Origin of the sequence: Pseudoalteromonas sp. CR1 (assembly GCF_019392235.1) — a bacterium.
In the GTDB taxonomy this organism is placed as follows: Bacteria; Pseudomonadota; Gammaproteobacteria; order Enterobacterales; family Alteromonadaceae; genus Pseudoalteromonas.
Genome location: NZ_JAHXRM010000024.1, coordinates 1 through 17,101, shown reverse-complemented (window position 1 = coordinate 17,101; position 17,101 = coordinate 1). Strand labels below are relative to the sequence as shown.

The 17,101-nt window shown below is 39.1% G+C and carries 13 protein-coding genes; 10 read left to right on the top strand and 3 right to left on the bottom strand.

Going from position 1 to position 17,101, the window contains the following annotated elements:
- Window positions 1-121 precede the first annotated feature (121 nt).
- The 7 genes from zwf (at window position 122) to KZZ04_RS17005 (ending at window position 9,290) form a co-directional block, all read left to right on the top strand.
- Complete coding sequence (gene zwf, locus KZZ04_RS17035) at window positions 122-1,594, top strand: glucose-6-phosphate dehydrogenase (RefSeq protein ID WP_219423411.1); 1,473 nt, start codon at window positions 122-124, stop codon at window positions 1,592-1,594.
- A gap of 2 nt (window positions 1,595-1,596) precedes the next feature.
- Window positions 1,597-2,307: a 6-phosphogluconolactonase gene (gene pgl / locus KZZ04_RS17030; RefSeq protein WP_219423409.1), complete on the top strand. Its 711-nt coding sequence runs from the start codon at window positions 1,597-1,599 to the stop codon at window positions 2,305-2,307.
- A 345-nt stretch (window positions 2,308-2,652) separates the two neighbouring features.
- Window positions 2,653-3,357 (top strand): SapC family protein, encoded by a 705-nt coding sequence (locus KZZ04_RS17025; protein WP_058404160.1) that lies wholly within the window; start codon window positions 2,653-2,655, stop codon window positions 3,355-3,357.
- Between the two features lie 125 nt (window positions 3,358-3,482).
- Window positions 3,483-4,517, top strand: coding sequence for an isoaspartyl peptidase/L-asparaginase family protein (locus KZZ04_RS17020; RefSeq protein ID WP_058404161.1), 1,035 nt, complete (start codon window positions 3,483-3,485; stop codon window positions 4,515-4,517).
- 124 nt (window positions 4,518-4,641) lie between these two features.
- A complete protein-coding gene (hrpA, locus tag KZZ04_RS17015; protein ID WP_219423407.1) occupies window positions 4,642-8,529 on the top strand; it encodes an ATP-dependent RNA helicase HrpA in 3,888 nt (1,295 codons plus the stop codon).
- 75 nt (window positions 8,530-8,604) lie between these two features.
- Window positions 8,605-8,985, top strand: coding sequence for a PleD family two-component system response regulator (locus tag KZZ04_RS17010; RefSeq protein ID WP_058404674.1), 381 nt, complete (start codon window positions 8,605-8,607; stop codon window positions 8,983-8,985).
- Between the two features lie 8 nt (window positions 8,986-8,993).
- Window positions 8,994-9,290: a PilZ domain-containing protein gene (locus tag KZZ04_RS17005; RefSeq protein ID WP_039036718.1), complete on the top strand. Its 297-nt coding sequence runs from the start codon at window positions 8,994-8,996 to the stop codon at window positions 9,288-9,290.
- A 15-nt stretch (window positions 9,291-9,305) separates the two neighbouring features.
- On the opposite strand, the gene KZZ04_RS17000 is transcribed toward KZZ04_RS17005, so the two are convergent.
- The gene (locus KZZ04_RS17000; protein WP_219423405.1) at window positions 9,306-10,496 is read right to left on the bottom strand and encodes a class I SAM-dependent methyltransferase; all 1,191 of its coding nucleotides are present in this window, start codon (window positions 10,494-10,496) and stop codon (window positions 9,306-9,308) included.
- A gap of 139 nt (window positions 10,497-10,635) precedes the next feature.
- Here KZZ04_RS17000 and KZZ04_RS16995 point away from each other — a divergent pair, with 139 nt between their 5' ends.
- Together KZZ04_RS16995 and KZZ04_RS16990 are read left to right on the top strand one after the other, a co-directional pair.
- The gene (locus KZZ04_RS16995) at window positions 10,636-11,292 is read left to right on the top strand and encodes an HD domain-containing protein (protein WP_219423403.1); all 657 of its coding nucleotides are present in this window, start codon (window positions 10,636-10,638) and stop codon (window positions 11,290-11,292) included.
- Window position 11,293: 1 nt separating this feature from the next.
- Window positions 11,294-11,734, top strand: a complete 441-nt coding sequence (locus KZZ04_RS16990; protein WP_219423401.1) for a VOC family protein — start codon at window positions 11,294-11,296, stop codon at window positions 11,732-11,734.
- Here KZZ04_RS16990 and KZZ04_RS16985 read toward each other — a convergent pair.
- Entirely contained in the window at window positions 11,731-12,723 is a 993-nt protein-coding gene (locus KZZ04_RS16985) for a two-component system response regulator (protein WP_219423400.1), read from the bottom strand. The genes KZZ04_RS16990 and KZZ04_RS16985 overlap by 4 nt on opposite strands.
- 8 nt (window positions 12,724-12,731) lie before the next feature.
- Complete coding sequence (locus KZZ04_RS16980) at window positions 12,732-16,055, bottom strand: MHYT domain-containing protein (RefSeq protein WP_219423398.1); 3,324 nt, start codon at window positions 16,053-16,055, stop codon at window positions 12,732-12,734.
- Between the two features lie 266 nt (window positions 16,056-16,321).
- On the opposite strand from KZZ04_RS16980, the gene KZZ04_RS16975 reads away from it, so the two are divergent.
- Window positions 16,322-17,008 carry a SprT family zinc-dependent metalloprotease gene (locus KZZ04_RS16975; RefSeq protein WP_219423396.1) on the top strand — a complete coding sequence of 229 codons (687 nt, stop codon included), beginning with the start codon at window positions 16,322-16,324 and terminating at the stop codon, window positions 17,006-17,008.
- Window positions 17,009-17,101: the final 93 nt, after the last annotated feature.

The following is a 17,101-nucleotide window of genomic DNA, read 5'->3' as shown; positions in this document are numbered from 1 at the left end:
CAATAAAGAACAATTCAGCAGGCTTTTTTAACACATTATAAAAGCTATCATAATCCAAGTAATAAACAGGCATACCCACGAGCTTATTTTAGGACGGGGTATCACAACGTAGAGAGTAACTATGCTTAATCCTTTTGATATCATAATTTTTGGGGGCGGTGGTGATCTTGCGTTACGCAAATTACTACCTGCAATGTATCGAGCATATCAAGAAGGGAATTTACCTGAAGGCTCACGCATCCTGCCAACAGTTCGTGAAGAAAGCAAACGTGCTGAATACATAGAAACAGCGCATAAAGCACTCCAAGAGTTTTTAAGTAAAGGTGAATTTAATGCCAAAGATTGGAAAGCATTTTCAAATTATTTAGTGCCAGTGGTGAGTAATGTTACTGAAGCTGACGATAACTGGGATGTGCTTAAAGGTATTTTAGATGAGCACGATAGCACTAAATCTCGTGTCTTTTACTTATCTTTACCACCAGCCGTTTATGGCAAGTGCTGTGAAATTCTCTCTATTAAAGATTTGATCACGCCAACATCGCGTGTAGTTGTAGAAAAACCAATTGGGTACTGCGGGGAATCTGCAGAAGTAATAAACGCTAAAATTGCTGAGTTTTTTGAAGAAGACCAAATCTTCCGTATAGACCATTACTTAGGTAAAGAAACTGTACAGAACTTAATGGCACTGCGTTTTTCAAACTCATTATTTGAAAATATGTGGGATGCTAAGTCGATTGATAATATCCAAATTAGCCTTTCAGAAACAGTAGGTCTTGAAAGCAGAGCAGGGTTTTATGACAAAGCCGGCGCACTTCGTGACATGGTTCAAAATCACTTGCTACAGCTTTTATGCCTTGTTGCAATGGAAGCGCCTAATAAGCTTAACGCTAATAGCATTCGTAATGAAAAACTAAAGGTGCTAGAAGCACTTCGACCACTTATTGACTCTGGCGTTGATAGTAATATTGTGCGTGGTCAATATGTACCAGGGGATTTAAACGGTAAGATTGTCCCTGGTTACTTGGAAGAGTTAAACGAGGGCGCTAGTAAAACAGAGACCTTTGTTGCTATACGCGCACACATAGATAATTGGCGTTGGGCTGGCGTACCATTTTACCTCCGTACAGGTAAACGTATGGCAAAACGCTGTGCTGAAATTGTGGTTGAGTACAAAAAAGTATCGCACAATATTTATGAAGAAAATGTTGGCAACATAGAACCAAACCGCTTAGTTATTCGCCTTCAGCCAGAAGAAACGATTCAGCTAACGCTTATGTCAAAGCGCCTAGATAACCTTGAAATGCAATTAGAGCCGGTAACTATGAACATTGAGTTATCACAAGCTTACAGCAATGGTTTTCATTCTGATGCATACAAACGTCTAATGCTTGATGCCGCTGCGAATAACCCATCGTTGTTTATTCATCGTGATGAAGTTCGCCAAGCATGGAAATGGATTGATCCGATTGTTGAGCGTTGGCAAGAAAAAGGCAAGCCTGCACTTTACCGTGCTGGTACGTGGGGTCCAGATGATGCCGATGAGTTATTAGCAGAGAACAACCATCTGTGGTTTAACACAGGTGATAAGGCATAATTATGGCTACATTAGTTGAAAAATTTTTTGATGATAAAGATGCACTAACAAAAGAGTTATCGGCAACTTTAGAGCAATCATTATTAGATGGCATTAAAGACGATGGTCGCGCTGTACTGATGGTATCAGGTGGTTCATCACCTGCTGCAGCATATAAGCATTTATCAACCCTTGATTTAGATTGGCAGAACGTTGATGTAGCTATGGTTGATGAACGCTGGGTTGAGCCAAATCACGAAAAAAGTAATGAAGCATTTATTAAAAGTACGTTGTTGCAAAACTTTGGTAATGCAGCCAACTTTATAACAATGAAAAACGAAGCTTCTACTGCACAACAAGGTGCTGAAAAGTGTGAAGCCGCATACAGTGCGCTGAAAACGCCTTACGATGTGACTATTCTAGGTATGGGGCCTGATGGTCACACTGCGTCTTTATTCCCACATGCAGATGGGTTAGAGCATGGTTTAACAACCACTCAAACGGTTTGTGCGATTAACGCAATTCAAAGTGACGTAACAGGTAGTATTACCGAGCGAATGACGCTTACTCTAAATGCAATAGCTAACTCAAAAGTAGTTAAACTACTTATCAGCGGCGATGAAAAGCTTGCTGTGTACAAGCAGGCTAAAGCCGGTGGTGATGTTAACGATATGCCACTGCGTGCAGTACTTAATCATCCGAGCATCAATATCGAAGTTTATTGGGCCCCATAATTTAAGTAAATTTGCATTGCTTACCCCATTTTATAAAGGCAGCTAAATTAGCTGCCTTTTTATTTGCCTAAATATTCTTCACTATGAGCGTGGTTGTAGACAGAAGTCTGTTAACTTTTGTAAATAAGCCACCTCCCTTTGTATGCTAAATAACCGTGTAACGCTTTATTTTTAAGCATGTTTTAAAATTATTACTTGTATGTTTTTTGACAACATGCAGATTTATTTAAATTTTATTTTTAGATGGCTTGTGTCATAAAACTTTCCCTTCCTTTTTTACCTCAAAAGCATTAGCCTTAAGGCATTAACAATGAAACTTATAAATTTAAAAAACGGAGCAGTAACATGGCGGAGCAACAAGTACAGCCTTTACACAACGAAAAACATGCCAACATTAAAATTCAAAACGGCATCAATGTAGATTTCATGAAAACTCAACATTTAGTGCCTGTAGTTGCACATGAGTTTGCACGCGTAGCAAATGAGTTTCCTATGTCGTTTGTTAAAAATAACGAAGCAGGTACTTTCCAAGCAGTTGCAATGTTTGGTTTAGAGCCAGGCGAGAACTTATTTGTTGAAGGCGATAAGTGGACAGCTTCTTTTGCACCAATGGCCTCTACACGTTACCCACTTGGTTTAGTTAAACACCCAGATCAAGACCAATTTGGTATTGTTATTGATGAAGCAAGCCCGCTTGTAAGTGAAACTGATGGCAATGCATTATTTGAAAACGGTGAAGAAACAGATTACTTAAAGCGTCGTAAAGAGTCGCTAGTGTCTTTCATTGAGTTTTCTCAGGTAACCGATGCATTCACTAAATTTCTTGCTGATAAAGAGCTACTCATTGCTCAAACGTTAACAGTAGACATTAAAGGTGAGAAAAAAGACATCAACGGTATCTACCTTATCGACGAGAAAAAACTAAATGAGCTAAGCGATGAAGACTTCTTAGAACTTCGTAAGCGCGGTTATTTAGCACCAATTTATTCTTTCTTAACGTCTACTCACCAAGTAGCACGTTTAGCGCGTTTAAAAGCTAAACAAGCTTAATTTTAAACACGTTAATAATAAAAAGCGCCTTAAGGCGCTTTTTTTATGTCTTTAAACTTACTTTAGTTGAAATTTGCTTTTTAACCGTTCACATTAGTTTTAATACTTTGATGAGAAAGGCAGTCATGAAAAAAATAATCTTATTATCTATTTTAGCCAGTGCATGTATAGGATTTACTCACAGTGCATTAAGTAAAGAATCTCCGCTTGCCATTGCAATTCATGGTGGCGCAGGAACAATTGATAAAGCAAAGTTTACCCCCGAACAAGAAAAAGCTTATCGTGCTAAATTATCCGAGGCCGTTGAGGCAGGTTACAACGTACTAGAAAAAGGCGGGGAAAGCTTAGATGCGGTTACTGTTGCAATTACAGTATTAGAGCAATCTGAGTTTTTTAATGCCGGACGCGGCGCAGTATATACCTACGATGGTGGGCACGAGCTTGACGCGTCAATTATGGACGGACGTAACCGTCAAGCAGGGGCTGTTGCAGGTGTAAAACATGTAGAAAGCCCAATTAAGCTTGCCCGTTTAGTTATGGATAACTCAGTGCACGTTATGCTCAGTGGTCAAGGTGCTGAGGAGTTTGCAAAAGAGCAAGGTATTGAACTTATCGAAAATAATTTATTTGATACCAAACACCGTTACGATGCACTGCTTAAAGCAAAAGAAAAACTTGATAAAGCCAAAGCAACAAGTAAATTATATCAAGCCGCGCACAATGCGCTTCCTAATAACTTTAAAATGGGCACCGTTGGCGCTGTTGCCCTTGATAAAAATGGTAACTTAGCCGCTGGTACATCAACCGGTGGAATGACTGCAAAACGCTATGGTCGTGTTGGAGATGCACCCGTTATAGGTGCAGGTACGTTTGCTGAAAATGAATCATGCGCGGTATCGGCGACCGGCCACGGTGAATATTTTATTCGCTACAACGTGGCAAGTGATATTTGCGCTCGTGTTAAATACCAAGGCAGTACAATCGCCCAAGCCGGTGATGAAGTAATAAACAAAGTATTAAAGCCAATAGGTGGCACAGGCGGTGTGATTATTATCGACACGCAAGGCAACATTAGCTTACCGTTTAATACGTCGGGGATGTATCGCGCAAGTAAATCGAATACGCAAGCAACTTATGTAGGCATTTTTAAAGGCGAATAGAAATACAGCCTTGTACATGTGATTAAATGTCAAACAACTGAGCGTTTAATGATTTGTAGGATTAACCCCAGCCGTTAATTTTGATACAATTACGGCTCTTTAACATATTTTATAAGGTATGCGGGTGGTTAACCTAGGTCAGTTGTTTGGCGAGCTAAAAACGTGCTTAAAAAAAGATCAATTCATCTTTAAAAAACGCCTTCACGGCGTTAAAAAAATCGTCGACGAGACTAAACAAGCCAATGCGCTTGAAAAAATTGCCGCAGATATAACCCGCAGCCAACAATCAAAAGAAAAACGCTTAGCAAATTTGCCACAGGTAACATACCCAGAACAGCTGCCTGTAAGCCAAAAAAAACAAGCCATTAAAGACGCGATAGCAAATAATCAAGTTGTTATTATTGCTGGTGAAACAGGATCGGGAAAAACGACACAAATACCTAAAATGTGTTTAGAGCTTGGCCGCGGCGTTGATGGTTTTATTGGCCACACGCAACCGCGTAGGTTAGCCGCTCGCACCGTTGCAAACCGTATTGCCGATGAGATGAAGTGTGAACTAGGTCAACAAGTGGGTTTTAAAATCCGTTTTAGCGATCAGGTTTCTAACAATACATACATTAAACTGATGACTGACGGTATTTTACTTGCCGAAATTCAGCAAGATCGTTTTTTAAATCAATACGACACTATCATTATTGATGAGGCCCACGAGCGTAGTTTAAACATTGACTTTATTTTAGGGTACTTAAAAAACTTGCTGCCTAAGCGCCCTGATTTAAAAATTATTATTACTTCAGCAACCATTGACCCAGAGCGCTTTTCTAAACATTTTAACGATGCGCCAATTATAGAGGTATCGGGTCGTACTTTCCCCGTTGATGTTCGCTACAACCCAATTAGCGATATTAAAAAAGACGATATGGAAGCCGAAGGCGACCAGTTACAAGGTATTTTTGATGCAGTTGATGAGCTATGTGCAGAAGGCCCCGGCGACATACTCATATTTTTAAACGGTGAACGTGAAATTCGCGACACTGCAGATGCTTTGAGCAAACGTAATCTTAAGCACACCGATGTATTACCGCTGTACTCGCGTTTATCAAATACAGAGCAAAACAGAATATTTGCGCCGCACTCTCGCCGTCACATTATTTTATCGACTAACGTGGCTGAAACGTCACTGACCGTGCCAGGCATTCGCTATGTTATAGACCCAGGGACTGCGCGCATTAGCCGCTATAGTTACCGCACAAAAGTACAGCGTTTACCCATAGAGCCTATTTCACAAGCAAGTGCTAATCAGCGGATGGGCCGTTGTGGGCGTGTTGAAGCGGGTATTTGTATCCGTTTATATTCAGAGGATGATTTTTTATCTCGCCCTGAATTTACCGACCCTGAAATACTGCGTACAAACTTAGCCTCTGTTATTTTACAAATGCTTGCTTTGGGCTTGGGCGACATGGCGCAATTTCCATTTGTTCAAGCGCCAGACAGTAGAAATATCAGCGATGGCTTAACTCTGCTTGAGGAGTTACAAGCAGTAAAGTCGGCTAAGCGTGATAATAAAACCGCGTTAACGCAATCGGGTAGAGAGTTGAGCCGATTACCCGTTGATCCGCGTTTAGCTAAAATGGTTTTAACAGCGCATAAGCTAGGTGCACTGCGTGAAGTTATTATTATTGTGGCAGCTTTATCCATTCAGGACCCACGTGAACGCCCTCAAGAAAAGCGCGCGGCAGCGAATGAAAAACACGGTCGCTTTGATGATCCTGATTCAGACTTTATTGCCTTTTTAAATTTATGGAATTACTTAGAAGAGCAACAAAGTGAGCTGACAAATAGTCAGTTTAGAAAGTTATGCCAAAAAGATTTTTTAGCTTATATGCGCCTGCGTGAATGGCAAGATATTGTTTATCAAATAAGTACTGTGTGTAACGAAATGGGTATGAAGGCAACAAGTGATGCTGCTGATGGCGAAGCAGTACATAAAGCCTTACTAAGCGGTATGCTTAGCCATATTGGTTTTAAAGACGAAAAACAAGCTTATAAAGGTGCGCGTAATAGTCAGTTTCATATTTTTCCGGGTTCGGGTTTATTTAAAAAAGCGCCTAAATGGATTATGTCAGCAGAGCTTGTTGAAACGAGTAAATTGTATGCGCGCACTAATGCAAAAATCGATATCAATTGGGTTGAGCCCTTAGCTCAACACCTGGTAAAACGCAGCTATTCTGAGCCCCATTGGGAGAAAAAACCAGGGGCTGTTATTGCCTTTGAGCAACAAACTTTATACGGATTGTTAGTTGTTAATAAACGCCGCTGTGTTTATAGCAATATAGACCCTAAGGTTAGCCGAGAGCTGTTTGTGCGAACTGCACTTGTTGAACAAGAACTTGGTTTAAACGAGCGTTTTTTACAGTTTAATCGTGAGTTAATTGAAGATATACAAGTCCTTGAAAACAAGTCGCGCCGCCGTGATATTTTAGTTGATGAACAAACCTTATTTGAGTTTTACGATAAAAAAATACCAAAAGAAATTAATAATCGAGCTGCTTTTTTAAAGTGGTTTAAAACCCAAAAGCAACAAAACAAACACTTTCTACACATGACTCGGGATGAGTTAATGCGCCATGGCGCAAACAGTATTACAGAATTTGATTATCCAGATACTTGGCAGCAAGATAATTTAATATTACCGCTTACGTATCACTTTGACCCAGGTCAAGCGGTTGATGGTGTTGCTGTACAAATCCCTGTTGCATTATTGAATCAAGTACAAGAAACCGGCTTTGATTGGCATATTCCTGCCTTCAGGCACGAATTAATAAGTGGTTTGATTAAATCACTGCCAAAGTCACTTCGTCGTAACTTTGTACCGGCTCCCAATTATGCAGGCGCTGTACTTGCAGCGGTAGAGCCAATGCAAGGCACTTTACTTGACGCACTGACCACACGCTTATTGCGAATGACCGGTGTGCGCGTTGACCCTGAGGCGTGGGATTTAACATCACTTGCTCCTCATCTACGTTTACAATTTGAAGTGCGCGATCAGCACAATAAATTACTGGCTCGCGGTTTAGACCTTACGAAGCTCAAGGCAGAGCTTCAAGGAGAGGTAACCGAAACACTTTCAAAAGTAGCTGATGATGGCATTGAAAAAGCAGACTTAACACAATGGAACTTTGGTGAACTGCCTAAGTCTTACGTTAAAAAGCAAGGCCAGTATGAAATAAAAGCGTACCCAGCGCTGGTGGATAAAAAATCAAGTGCTGCGGTTGAGCTATTTGATAACGAAATAAAAGCACAGGTTGCTCACCAACAAGGTCTTCGCCGATTGGTACTATTAAACGTGCCTTCACCAATTAAATATTTACAACAGAATCTACCTAATAAGGCTAAGTTGGGATTGTACTTTAATCCATTTGGAAAAATAGCCGACTTAATTAACGATTGCATTGCTGCCGGCGTTGATAGTTTGTTACTTAAGTATGGTGACATCAGAACAAGCGCTGAGTTTGAAAACGTTAAAGAGGAGATACGTGGCGAGCTAGGTGATGCCGTAGTCGACATAGCAATACATGTTGAACAAGTTCTCAGTATTGCACATGCGCTGCATAAAAAAATGAAAGGGCGGGTTGATTTAACCATGATCACCGCTCATGGCGATATTAAATCGCAACTTGAATCGTTAATTTTTAAAGGGTTTGTTAGTCAACATGGCGCGACTAAACTTACTGATTTAATTCGTTACTTAAAGGCGATTCAAAAGCGATTAGAAAAACTTCCGGTTGATCCTAATAGAGACAGGTTGTGTGTACTTGAGCTTGATAAAGTGGCCACTGAATATAAAAAACTAACGAATAAAATACCCAAAGGTATGCCGATACCCAGCGACATAGAAGCGATATTTTGGATGCAACAAGAGTTTAGAGTCTCATTATTTGCACAAACGTTAGGAACGCCTTACCCTATTTCGTCTAAACGAATTTTAAATGCTATAAAAGAAATAGAATAATGCTTGCATTTATTAAGAAGGTTAGTACCTTAAAGGTAGGATTTATTTTTGTTTTGAGAAGGAAACGACATAAGCATGTCCTCGGTGATTGAACCAAAAACAAAGCGGCTGCTAGTAGTCGATGACGAGTATTTTAATTATGAAATGCTTGAATCTGCACTAGAGTCTAAATTTGACGTTAGTTATGCTGACTCAGGTCAGAATTGTCTTGCGTCTGCAATTGCCAATCCTCCTGACATTATTTTACTTGATGTATGTATGCCAGGTCTTGATGGTTATGATACATGCAGAATGCTAAAACATACGCCAGAAACTAAAAACATTCCTGTGGTTATGGTATCAGGCCTTGAGTCTGAGCTTGAGAAAAAAATGGGGTTTGACGCTGGATGTGATGCTTATGTAGTGAAACCATTCGCTATAAGCGCACTGTTAGAGCAAATAAACACAATAGTTTAGAGGGAATTATGTTCACAGAAGATAAACGAAACTATAGACGCATGCAGGTAAACGCTACTGCAATGCTTACAACTATTGAGCCAGTTGCAGGCTTAACATATACCGCTGAATGCGTAGACTTAAGTGCAACGGGTTTATCGCTGCATTTAGATGATTTGCTAGAGCCTGATACACTTTTGTCTGTTGATATTGCATCAACTCATCCAAGTATTGCTCCGTTAAAAGCGACCGCTAAGGTAATACGTGCCAGCAAAGAAGATGATGGCACAATTACAGCAGGGCTTGAGATAATAGAGTTTAATTAACCAATTAAATGTTAATTAATAAACTTTACAAATAAGCCCTTTTAAGTAAAAGCCTTCAGGGTAGCTGCCCGCAATGGGGTGGTCAGCTGCTTGGTTTAAACGTTCCATTATTAACAAGTCTTTTCCAGCATCCAGTGCTGCGTCTGCAACTACTTTTTGAAATAAATTTTGTTCCATTAAGCCCGAGCAAGAGAACGTTAATAGTGTGCCGCCCGGCTTTAATATTTGCATAGCGATCATATTGATATCTTTATAGCCTCTGCATGCACCTGTTAGCTGTGCCTTGTTGTCGGCAAATTTAGGTGGGTCCATGACGATAGTATCGAATTGTTTACCTTCGTCTCTGTATTGGCGTAAAAGTTTAAATACATCTTGTTTAACAAAATCGACTTTATTTAGATCTAAATTATTATGCTCAACATTACGTTTTGCGGTATCGAGTGCGGGTTGTGATACGTCAACATTAGTAACATGCTTACAGCCACCGCGAAGCGCATAAAGTGAGAATGTACCTGTGTAGCTAAAGCAGTTAAGCACGGTTTTATCTTTTGAAAAACGCTCAAGTGCTGCACGGCTATCGCGTTGATCTAGATAAAACCCTGTTTTATGGCCTTCTAAAATATCTACCTCGAGCTTTAAACCATTTTCTTCAATGAGTACCGGTTGTGTTGGTTCAGAGCCCCAAAGCACACCTTTAATTGGCTCTAGACCTTCTTTTGTCCGTACGTCTACGTCTGAACGTTCATAAATACTGCTGCCAGGAAATATAGCTATCAGTGCACCTACAATTTCACCTTTATGGCGCTCAGCTCCTGCGCTTAAAAGTTGGCATACGAGCACATTATCAAATTTATCGATTGTCACACCCGGTAAGTAATCAGACTCAGCGGCACATAATCGGTAACCGGTTAATCCACCATCTTCAATTACTTGACTACGAGCTTCTAATGCACGGCGTAAGCGTCGCTCAAAAAAGTGTTGATCAATGATTTCTTTTTCGTCAAAGCTCCACACACGAGCTCGAATTTGAGAGTGCGGGCTGTATGCTGCTGTTGCTAAATATTTACCTTCACTATCATGGATTGTGACTGTGTCGCCAAGCCCTGGTTTACCTTTGATCTTTTTAATGGCTTTTGAAAATAACCACGGATGTTTTCTTTTTAATGATTTATCGCGACCAGCTTGTAGGTAAACGGCAGATGACATAAGACTTCTCTGTTGTAGTAAATAAGCGCTGTATTTTAGTCAAGGCAAGGTCAACATACAATGAATGTTTTGCAAGTAAACTGCAAAGCACGGTAAAGTAAGGATAATTCAATGTGTTAATAAATTTTTGGAAAATACCTTGGTTGAAACTACGTTAACTCCGTCATTACAATTACTTTCTGAGCAATGCCGTGACTTTATTAAATCGCTTATACATGCCGATGTAGCCCATGATATTACCCATATAGAGCGTGTGGTTAAAGTGGCGATACAGCTTTGCAACGCTGAAAAAGCGAATATGGCTGTTGTGCTACCCGCAGCATGGTTACATGACTGTGTAGCTGTTGCTAAAAACCACCCTGACAGGGCCAAAGCATCGACTATGGCAGCAGATAAAGCAATTGGGTTTTTACAAGGCTTAGGTTATGACGAAAGCTTGTTTGAAGATATTCATCATGCAATAGCTGCACATAGTTTTAGCGCCAATATTAAAATTAAAACGGTTGAGGCACAAATAGTACAAGACGCAGACAGAATGGATGCCTTAGGCGCTATTGGTATTAGCCGTTGCATGAAAGTAGGGGGCTCTATTAATCGCCTACTTTATAGCCCTGATGATCCATTTTGTACAACTAGAAAGCCAGACGATAATAAATTTACTCTAGATCATTTTTTTATAAAACTTTTAACTATTGCCAAGAGTATGAATACCCCCTCAGCGAAAGAGGAGGCGAATAAACGCACCCACTATATGCACGCATTTTTAGAGCAGTTAAGGTCTGAGGTAGGTGAATAGTATGACTAACAAAACAATCCCTTTTTTGTCAGGAATTGACCATTGCCATATTAATGTAGATAACTTGCCCAGCGCAGTAGTGTGGTTTGAGCGAGTTCTTGGCTTTAAGGTTATAGAAGAACTTGCCTTTTGGGATGAAACCGGAAAAGGTCCATTAACGTTACAAGATAAAAATGCGACAACACGGTTAGCATTGTTTGAAGGTCAAGTTCGTAGCAAGGGTATCGCGTTTGCTGCAACTGGGGAGCAATTTATTGCGTGGCTTACGCACTTTAAAGCAATGGATGTAAAAGCAGTATTGGCCGACCACGGTGTTACGTTTTCAATGTATTTTAAAGATGAAAGCGGTAATAGCCATGAAATAACATCTCATGATTATGAATATATAAAGGCGTTTTATCCAGATGTTGAACAAGGTTCGCACAGCGCTAAAAAGGTTTAACTTTCTTGATTCCTTTGTTTAATAGTGAGTATTTCGTCCAGTTTTTCAACTAATAAGTCAATAATAGCTGGGTCGAAGTGGCTACCTGCTTGCTCTTTCATATGTGAAATTGTCTTTTCTACACTCCACGCGTCTTTGTAAGGGCGCTTCGAAGTCAGTGCGTCAAATACATCTGCAACAGCAATAATTCTGCCTTCGATGGATATTTCATCACCTTTTAAACCATATGGGTAACCAGATCCATCCCACTTTTCGTGATGTTCAATTGCTAACTTGTGAGCAAGTTGTAATAGCGGGGAAGATGAGTTAGCTAAAATCTTTGCGCCAATTAAGGCATGCTCTTTCATGTGTTCAAACTCTGTGACAGATAATTTTCCGGGTTTTAATAAAATTGCATCAGGAATACCTATTTTTCCAACATCATGCATAGGCGCTGCTTGATGCAAGAGCTCTGCTTGATTTTCTGACATGCCAATTCCTAAGGCAAGAACTTTACTATACTGACTCATACGAACTATGTGTTCACCCGTATCGGTATCTTTATACTCAGCTGCACGCCCTAAACGTTGAACTAAATCTACATGTGCCTGCTTTAATTGCTCAGCTTGTACTAATGAAAGATGTGTTTTAACACGCGCTCTTACAATGGCAGGGCTTATTGGCTTGGTTATGTAGTCAACAGCCCCTAATTCAAACCCTTTATACTCGTCACTTTCGTCACCGAGCGCAGTGACAAAAATAACGGGAATATGCGCTGTTTTTGGATTACTTTTAATGTGCTCACATACTTCAAACCCATTCATGTCTGGCATCATTATGTCGAGTAAAATAAGCTTAGGTAACTCTTTTTCAAGTAAAGTTAAGGCCGCTGTTCCAGATTTTGCAAACGACAGTCGGTACTGTTCGCCTAATATTTCACGCATCACTTTTAGGTTTGCCGGCTCATCATCAACAATTAATACTCTGGGACTTTGTGCAGAAAAAATCATTTATATACTCATATATCGTTTAGCTTTTTTAGTAATTCGTTTAACTTAACCTGCGCATTATCAAAATCAAACTCATCAAAGGCATCGGTTATTGCTTTAATATTACTTACCAATGAACCATTTGAACAACTTTGAAGGCCACTAAGTGCAGTGTCATTAAATTCAGCATTTATTGCGGATTCGATGAGTGTTTCACACAATAATTTTAGTTCAGTGTTGGAAATAACTGTTTGATTATTTTCAGGATTACTGAGTGGTTCAGTTTTTTTGAATGTTAACAACTTAGAAATCATAACAAACTCAGCTTTTATTGCTTTTAAAATATCATCAACGCTATCACCTTGTTTAATAGCTTTCTCTAAGTTGGATAAAAGCTTCATCAACGCAATTAGGCCCAAATTGCCAGAAATGCCTTTTAGTGTATGTATTAAACTATAACTACTTTGAGAGTTTAGCTGAGGCTCATTTAACAAAAGTTCAAATCGATTATCACTATCGTTTGTAAATTTAGTAATTTCAGTTAGTTGTTTAGATTTAGAGCCCCACAAGGCTAACCCTTTTTTAAAGTCGATATGTTTAGCATTAGGGTCAGTTTGCGCAATTTCTATCTCTTTAGAAACGCCTAAACCCAGCACTTGTGCGATTTCTTGGTTTAGCTGATTAATATCAATCGGCTTATTTGCAAACCCATTCATCCCCGCTTTTTTGGCCGAAAGTTTGTCTTGCTGCAAAACACTGGCTGTTAATGCAATGATTGGGGTGTTTTTCAATTTTTTTTGCTTTTCTAGTTCTCTTATTCTCATAGATGCTTCAATCCCATCACACTCCGGCATATGGATATCCATCAAAACCACATCAAAATCGTGTTGTTGGAAAGTAGCAATGGCCTCAAAACCGTTACTCGCTTTCGTAACCGCATGGTGATCTCTTGAGAGTAATAATGAGAGAAGCTCTGTGTTTTGTTCTATATCGTCAACGACTAATACTCTTAGCGCAGGCAATTGTGTGTGAAGGCGATCAAAATGATCAATTTTATTTTCATCACCCACCTTTAGAGGAAGCGAAAAATAAAAGCAGGTGCCTTTATTTAATTCACTGACTAAATTTATAGTCCCCCCCATAAGTTCAACTAATTGTTTACTTATGGTTGTACCAAGCCCCGTTCCACCAAAGCGACGTGTTGTAGTTCCGTCGGCTTGAACAAAAGGCTGAAAAATAGCGCTTACTCTGTCCGGTGCAATACCAATACCTGTGTCTTGTACTTCAAAAAATAAGTGCCCGTTTTGCGTCGTACTCACTGTTATGGTTATAGAGCCGCGCTCTGTAAATTTAATCGCGTTGCCAATCAGGTTGGTTAATATTTGTCTTAACCTGTCAGGATCGCCGTAGTAAGTGTTTTGCACTGACTCTTTAATAGTTAGATTGAGTATAAGATCTTTCTTTTTTGCCTCTAACCAAAAGGTTGAAATAATAGTGTCTATAACGGGTTTAAGGCTAAAATGTACCGCTTCTATTGTTAGCTTGCCACGCTCTAATTTTGCTGAATCGAGTACTTCGTTAAGTAAGCGAAGTAGTGAACGGGCTGCATTATTAACAGTAACAAGGTGCTTTTGCTGCTCATGATTTAGCGGTGTATCCATAAGTAAGTCGCTAAAACCGATAATTGAGTTCATAGGAGTGCGTATTTCGTGGCTCATATTAGCCATAAATGATTGCTTAGCTTGTGCGGCTTCCTCAGCTTGCAGTTTAGCTTTTTCGAGTTTGTCTTCGTATTCTTTACGCTCGGTGATATCAATAAGTACGCCGTCTATCCACTGAGCTTGATCTTGGTTATTATAATAAAAGCTACCTTGGTCTAATAACCATAACACTTTGCCATTTCTGTGACGAATTCTATACTCGATAGAGTATTGACGTTTATCTTGGACTGCTTTTAATACTGCATCCATAACGGCTTGCTGATCTGTTTTTAGAATAAGATCAATAAACTCTAAGCAATGCTCAGTAAATTCATCTGATTGGTAACCTGTTAGCTCTAAAATACTTGGGCTTATAAATAACATACTCCAATTTTCATCTAGCCTACATCTGAATACAGCACCCGGCATATTATTTATTAAAGAGCGGTACTTTTGCTCTTTTTCAATAAGGCTGCGTTGTAATTCGCGCTGTTCGGTCAAGTCAGTAATGTAACCTACGTATAGGGGAGTTTGTCCGGGCTGGTTAACTTCGCCAATACCGATTCGAATAGGGAAAAGATAACCTTCTTTATGCTTTGCAAAAATTTCACGGTTTACCCCAAGGACCTTCTCAGAGAATGTATTTTCAGCATTGGCAAGGTATTGATCGTGATGCTTTGCAATTTTATCATCCATTAACATTTTTATGTTTTTGTTTTTAACTTCATGCTCTTGCCAGCCAAAAATATGGGTGGCTGAGGTATTAAAACTTAAAATAATACCTGCATGGTCAATGGTAACTATTGCGTCAATTGCGGTTTCTAGAATGGCATTTAACCGAGACTCATCGGCAGATTTTTCCTCTAACAACATTTTATAACGAACCATGCCATTGATAACGGCAACCACACTCGTAATTGCTATCGTTGCGGTTGCGACGGCTATTGCAACAAATGTAAGGCCTGCAGACGCATTAACATCGGTAAATAGTAAAGGCGATGTTGCAACAAAGCGTGTTGCAGCCATGCCCATATAGTGCATTCCTGCAACAGCGAAGCCCAAAATAATAGCGCTTATGGTACGGCTTTGTAGCGCTGTTAATTTCGGGAAAACCTTAGTAAGGTTAAACTGGCTATACAGGGCGATAAATGATAAAGCGACGGCAACAAAGAGCGATAAAACAAAGGTAAGTGGGTCGTAGCGTAACAAAGGCGCCAACTCCATAGCGGCCATGCCGCTGTAATGCATTGTACCTATGCCAGCGCCTAATAATACAGAACATAAACCAAGTATTTTGAAGGTCGTCTTATTGTTAATTAAAATAGATACAGCAAATTGGCAAGCAAAAAAAGCAGGAAGAAAAGATAAAATAGTTATTGTTGGGTCGTATTTGATATTTGTGCATAGAGAGAAGGCCAGCATACCGATAAAGTGCATACTCCAAATGCCTGCTGAAAATATTGCTGCGGCAGTGAATTTTGCTAAACGCCTATAATTATAAAATTTTGTTTCTTTTGCTAAATCAATGAGCCTAGTTGTAAAAAAAGAGGCGAATATCGCTATTAAAATAGATATAGATACTAAAAGTGGGTCATATACCCCGTTAATAATCAGGCTAGGGTCATGGTCTGTTACAAAAAACGCAGATAGCATATTGGCTCAAAAATTAGTCTTTAAGTAAGTAGTTTAATATAATTATCATATAAATAAATACTTAATTGACTAGTGCGGTATAAAAAGTGATTTCGTTTCAATTTTTTAACGTATAGTTTTCAAGTTATTATTTTTTATGTTTATTTTAAGTAAAGTTATTATAAGTTATTAATTAAAATGAAAAGTAAGCAGGGTAAAAACCAATAGCGTTTATCCATTAAATAGCGTTAAAACGGGCCAAAGAATTAAATTAATGAGAGAAAGTAGTGTTTGATTATCAACTTAAAAAAAGTAAGCGCAGAAAGACAGTGGCTATAAAAATATATAATCAAACAGTAACCGTATTCGCACCTCATTATGTGCCGATAAAACAAATCGATAGTTGGTTACTCGAAAAGCAACATTGGATAGAAACACAATTAAAAAAGCAGCTTAATGTAATAGACACTAAACAGTACCCAATTGAGAAAAATAAAATAAAGATTTTTTCTGAGTCGGTTGAATTAATTTTTCGTGAAGGCCCATCATCTGACGTGAAAGAGCATAATAACGCGCTATATGTTACACACTCTAGTCGTGTAAAAAATTATAAAAATAAATATGAGAGTTTAATTAAACGCTATTTAGAAGAAAAGTTAGCGGCTTATGTGGAAATGCGTATTGCTTTTTATTGTGAAAAAATGGATGAGGCGTTGCCGAAAAAATTAACGTTAGCTGTTTACAAGCGTCGTTGGGGCAGTTGTAACAGTAAGCGAGAATTGTCGTTTAATTTACATTTAATAGGAGCACCTCATAGAATTATTGATTATGTAATAGTGCATGAGCTTGCTCATTTAAGGTATTTAAATCACAGTAAGCAATTTTGGGACAGAGTAGAGATTTTTTATCCAGACTATAAAGCTGCATCCAATTGGTTAAAAACAAACGGCATGAGTTTACAGTGGGTGTTTTAAGCTATTTTGAATATAGGAATATAGGAATATAGGAATATAGGAATATAGGAATATAGGAATATAGGAATATAGGAATATAGGAATATAGGAATA

Excerpts from the sequence above, each read along its gene's own strand:
- pgl (WP_219423409.1), top strand. The coding sequence starts at position 1,597 with ATGGCTACATTAGTTGAAAAATTTTTTGATGATAAAGATGCACTAACA.
- zwf (WP_219423411.1), top strand. The coding sequence starts at position 122 with ATGCTTAATCCTTTTGATATCATAATTTTTGGGGGCGGTGGTGATCTT.
- KZZ04_RS17010 (WP_058404674.1), top strand. The coding sequence starts at position 8,605 with ATGTCCTCGGTGATTGAACCAAAAACAAAGCGGCTGCTAGTAGTCGAT.
- KZZ04_RS17005 (WP_039036718.1), top strand. The coding sequence starts at position 8,994 with ATGTTCACAGAAGATAAACGAAACTATAGACGCATGCAGGTAAACGCT.
- KZZ04_RS16990 (WP_219423401.1), top strand. The coding sequence starts at position 11,294 with ATGACTAACAAAACAATCCCTTTTTTGTCAGGAATTGACCATTGCCAT.
- KZZ04_RS16980 (WP_219423398.1), bottom strand. The coding sequence starts at position 16,055 with ATGCTATCTGCGTTTTTTGTAACAGACCATGACCCTAGCCTGATTATT.
- KZZ04_RS17000 (WP_219423405.1), bottom strand. The coding sequence starts at position 10,496 with ATGTCATCTGCCGTTTACCTACAAGCTGGTCGCGATAAATCATTAAAA.
- KZZ04_RS17025 (WP_058404160.1), top strand. The coding sequence starts at position 2,653 with ATGGCGGAGCAACAAGTACAGCCTTTACACAACGAAAAACATGCCAAC.
- KZZ04_RS16985 (WP_219423400.1), bottom strand. The coding sequence starts at position 12,723 with ATGATTTTTTCTGCACAAAGTCCCAGAGTATTAATTGTTGATGATGAG.
- KZZ04_RS17020 (WP_058404161.1), top strand. The coding sequence starts at position 3,483 with ATGAAAAAAATAATCTTATTATCTATTTTAGCCAGTGCATGTATAGGA.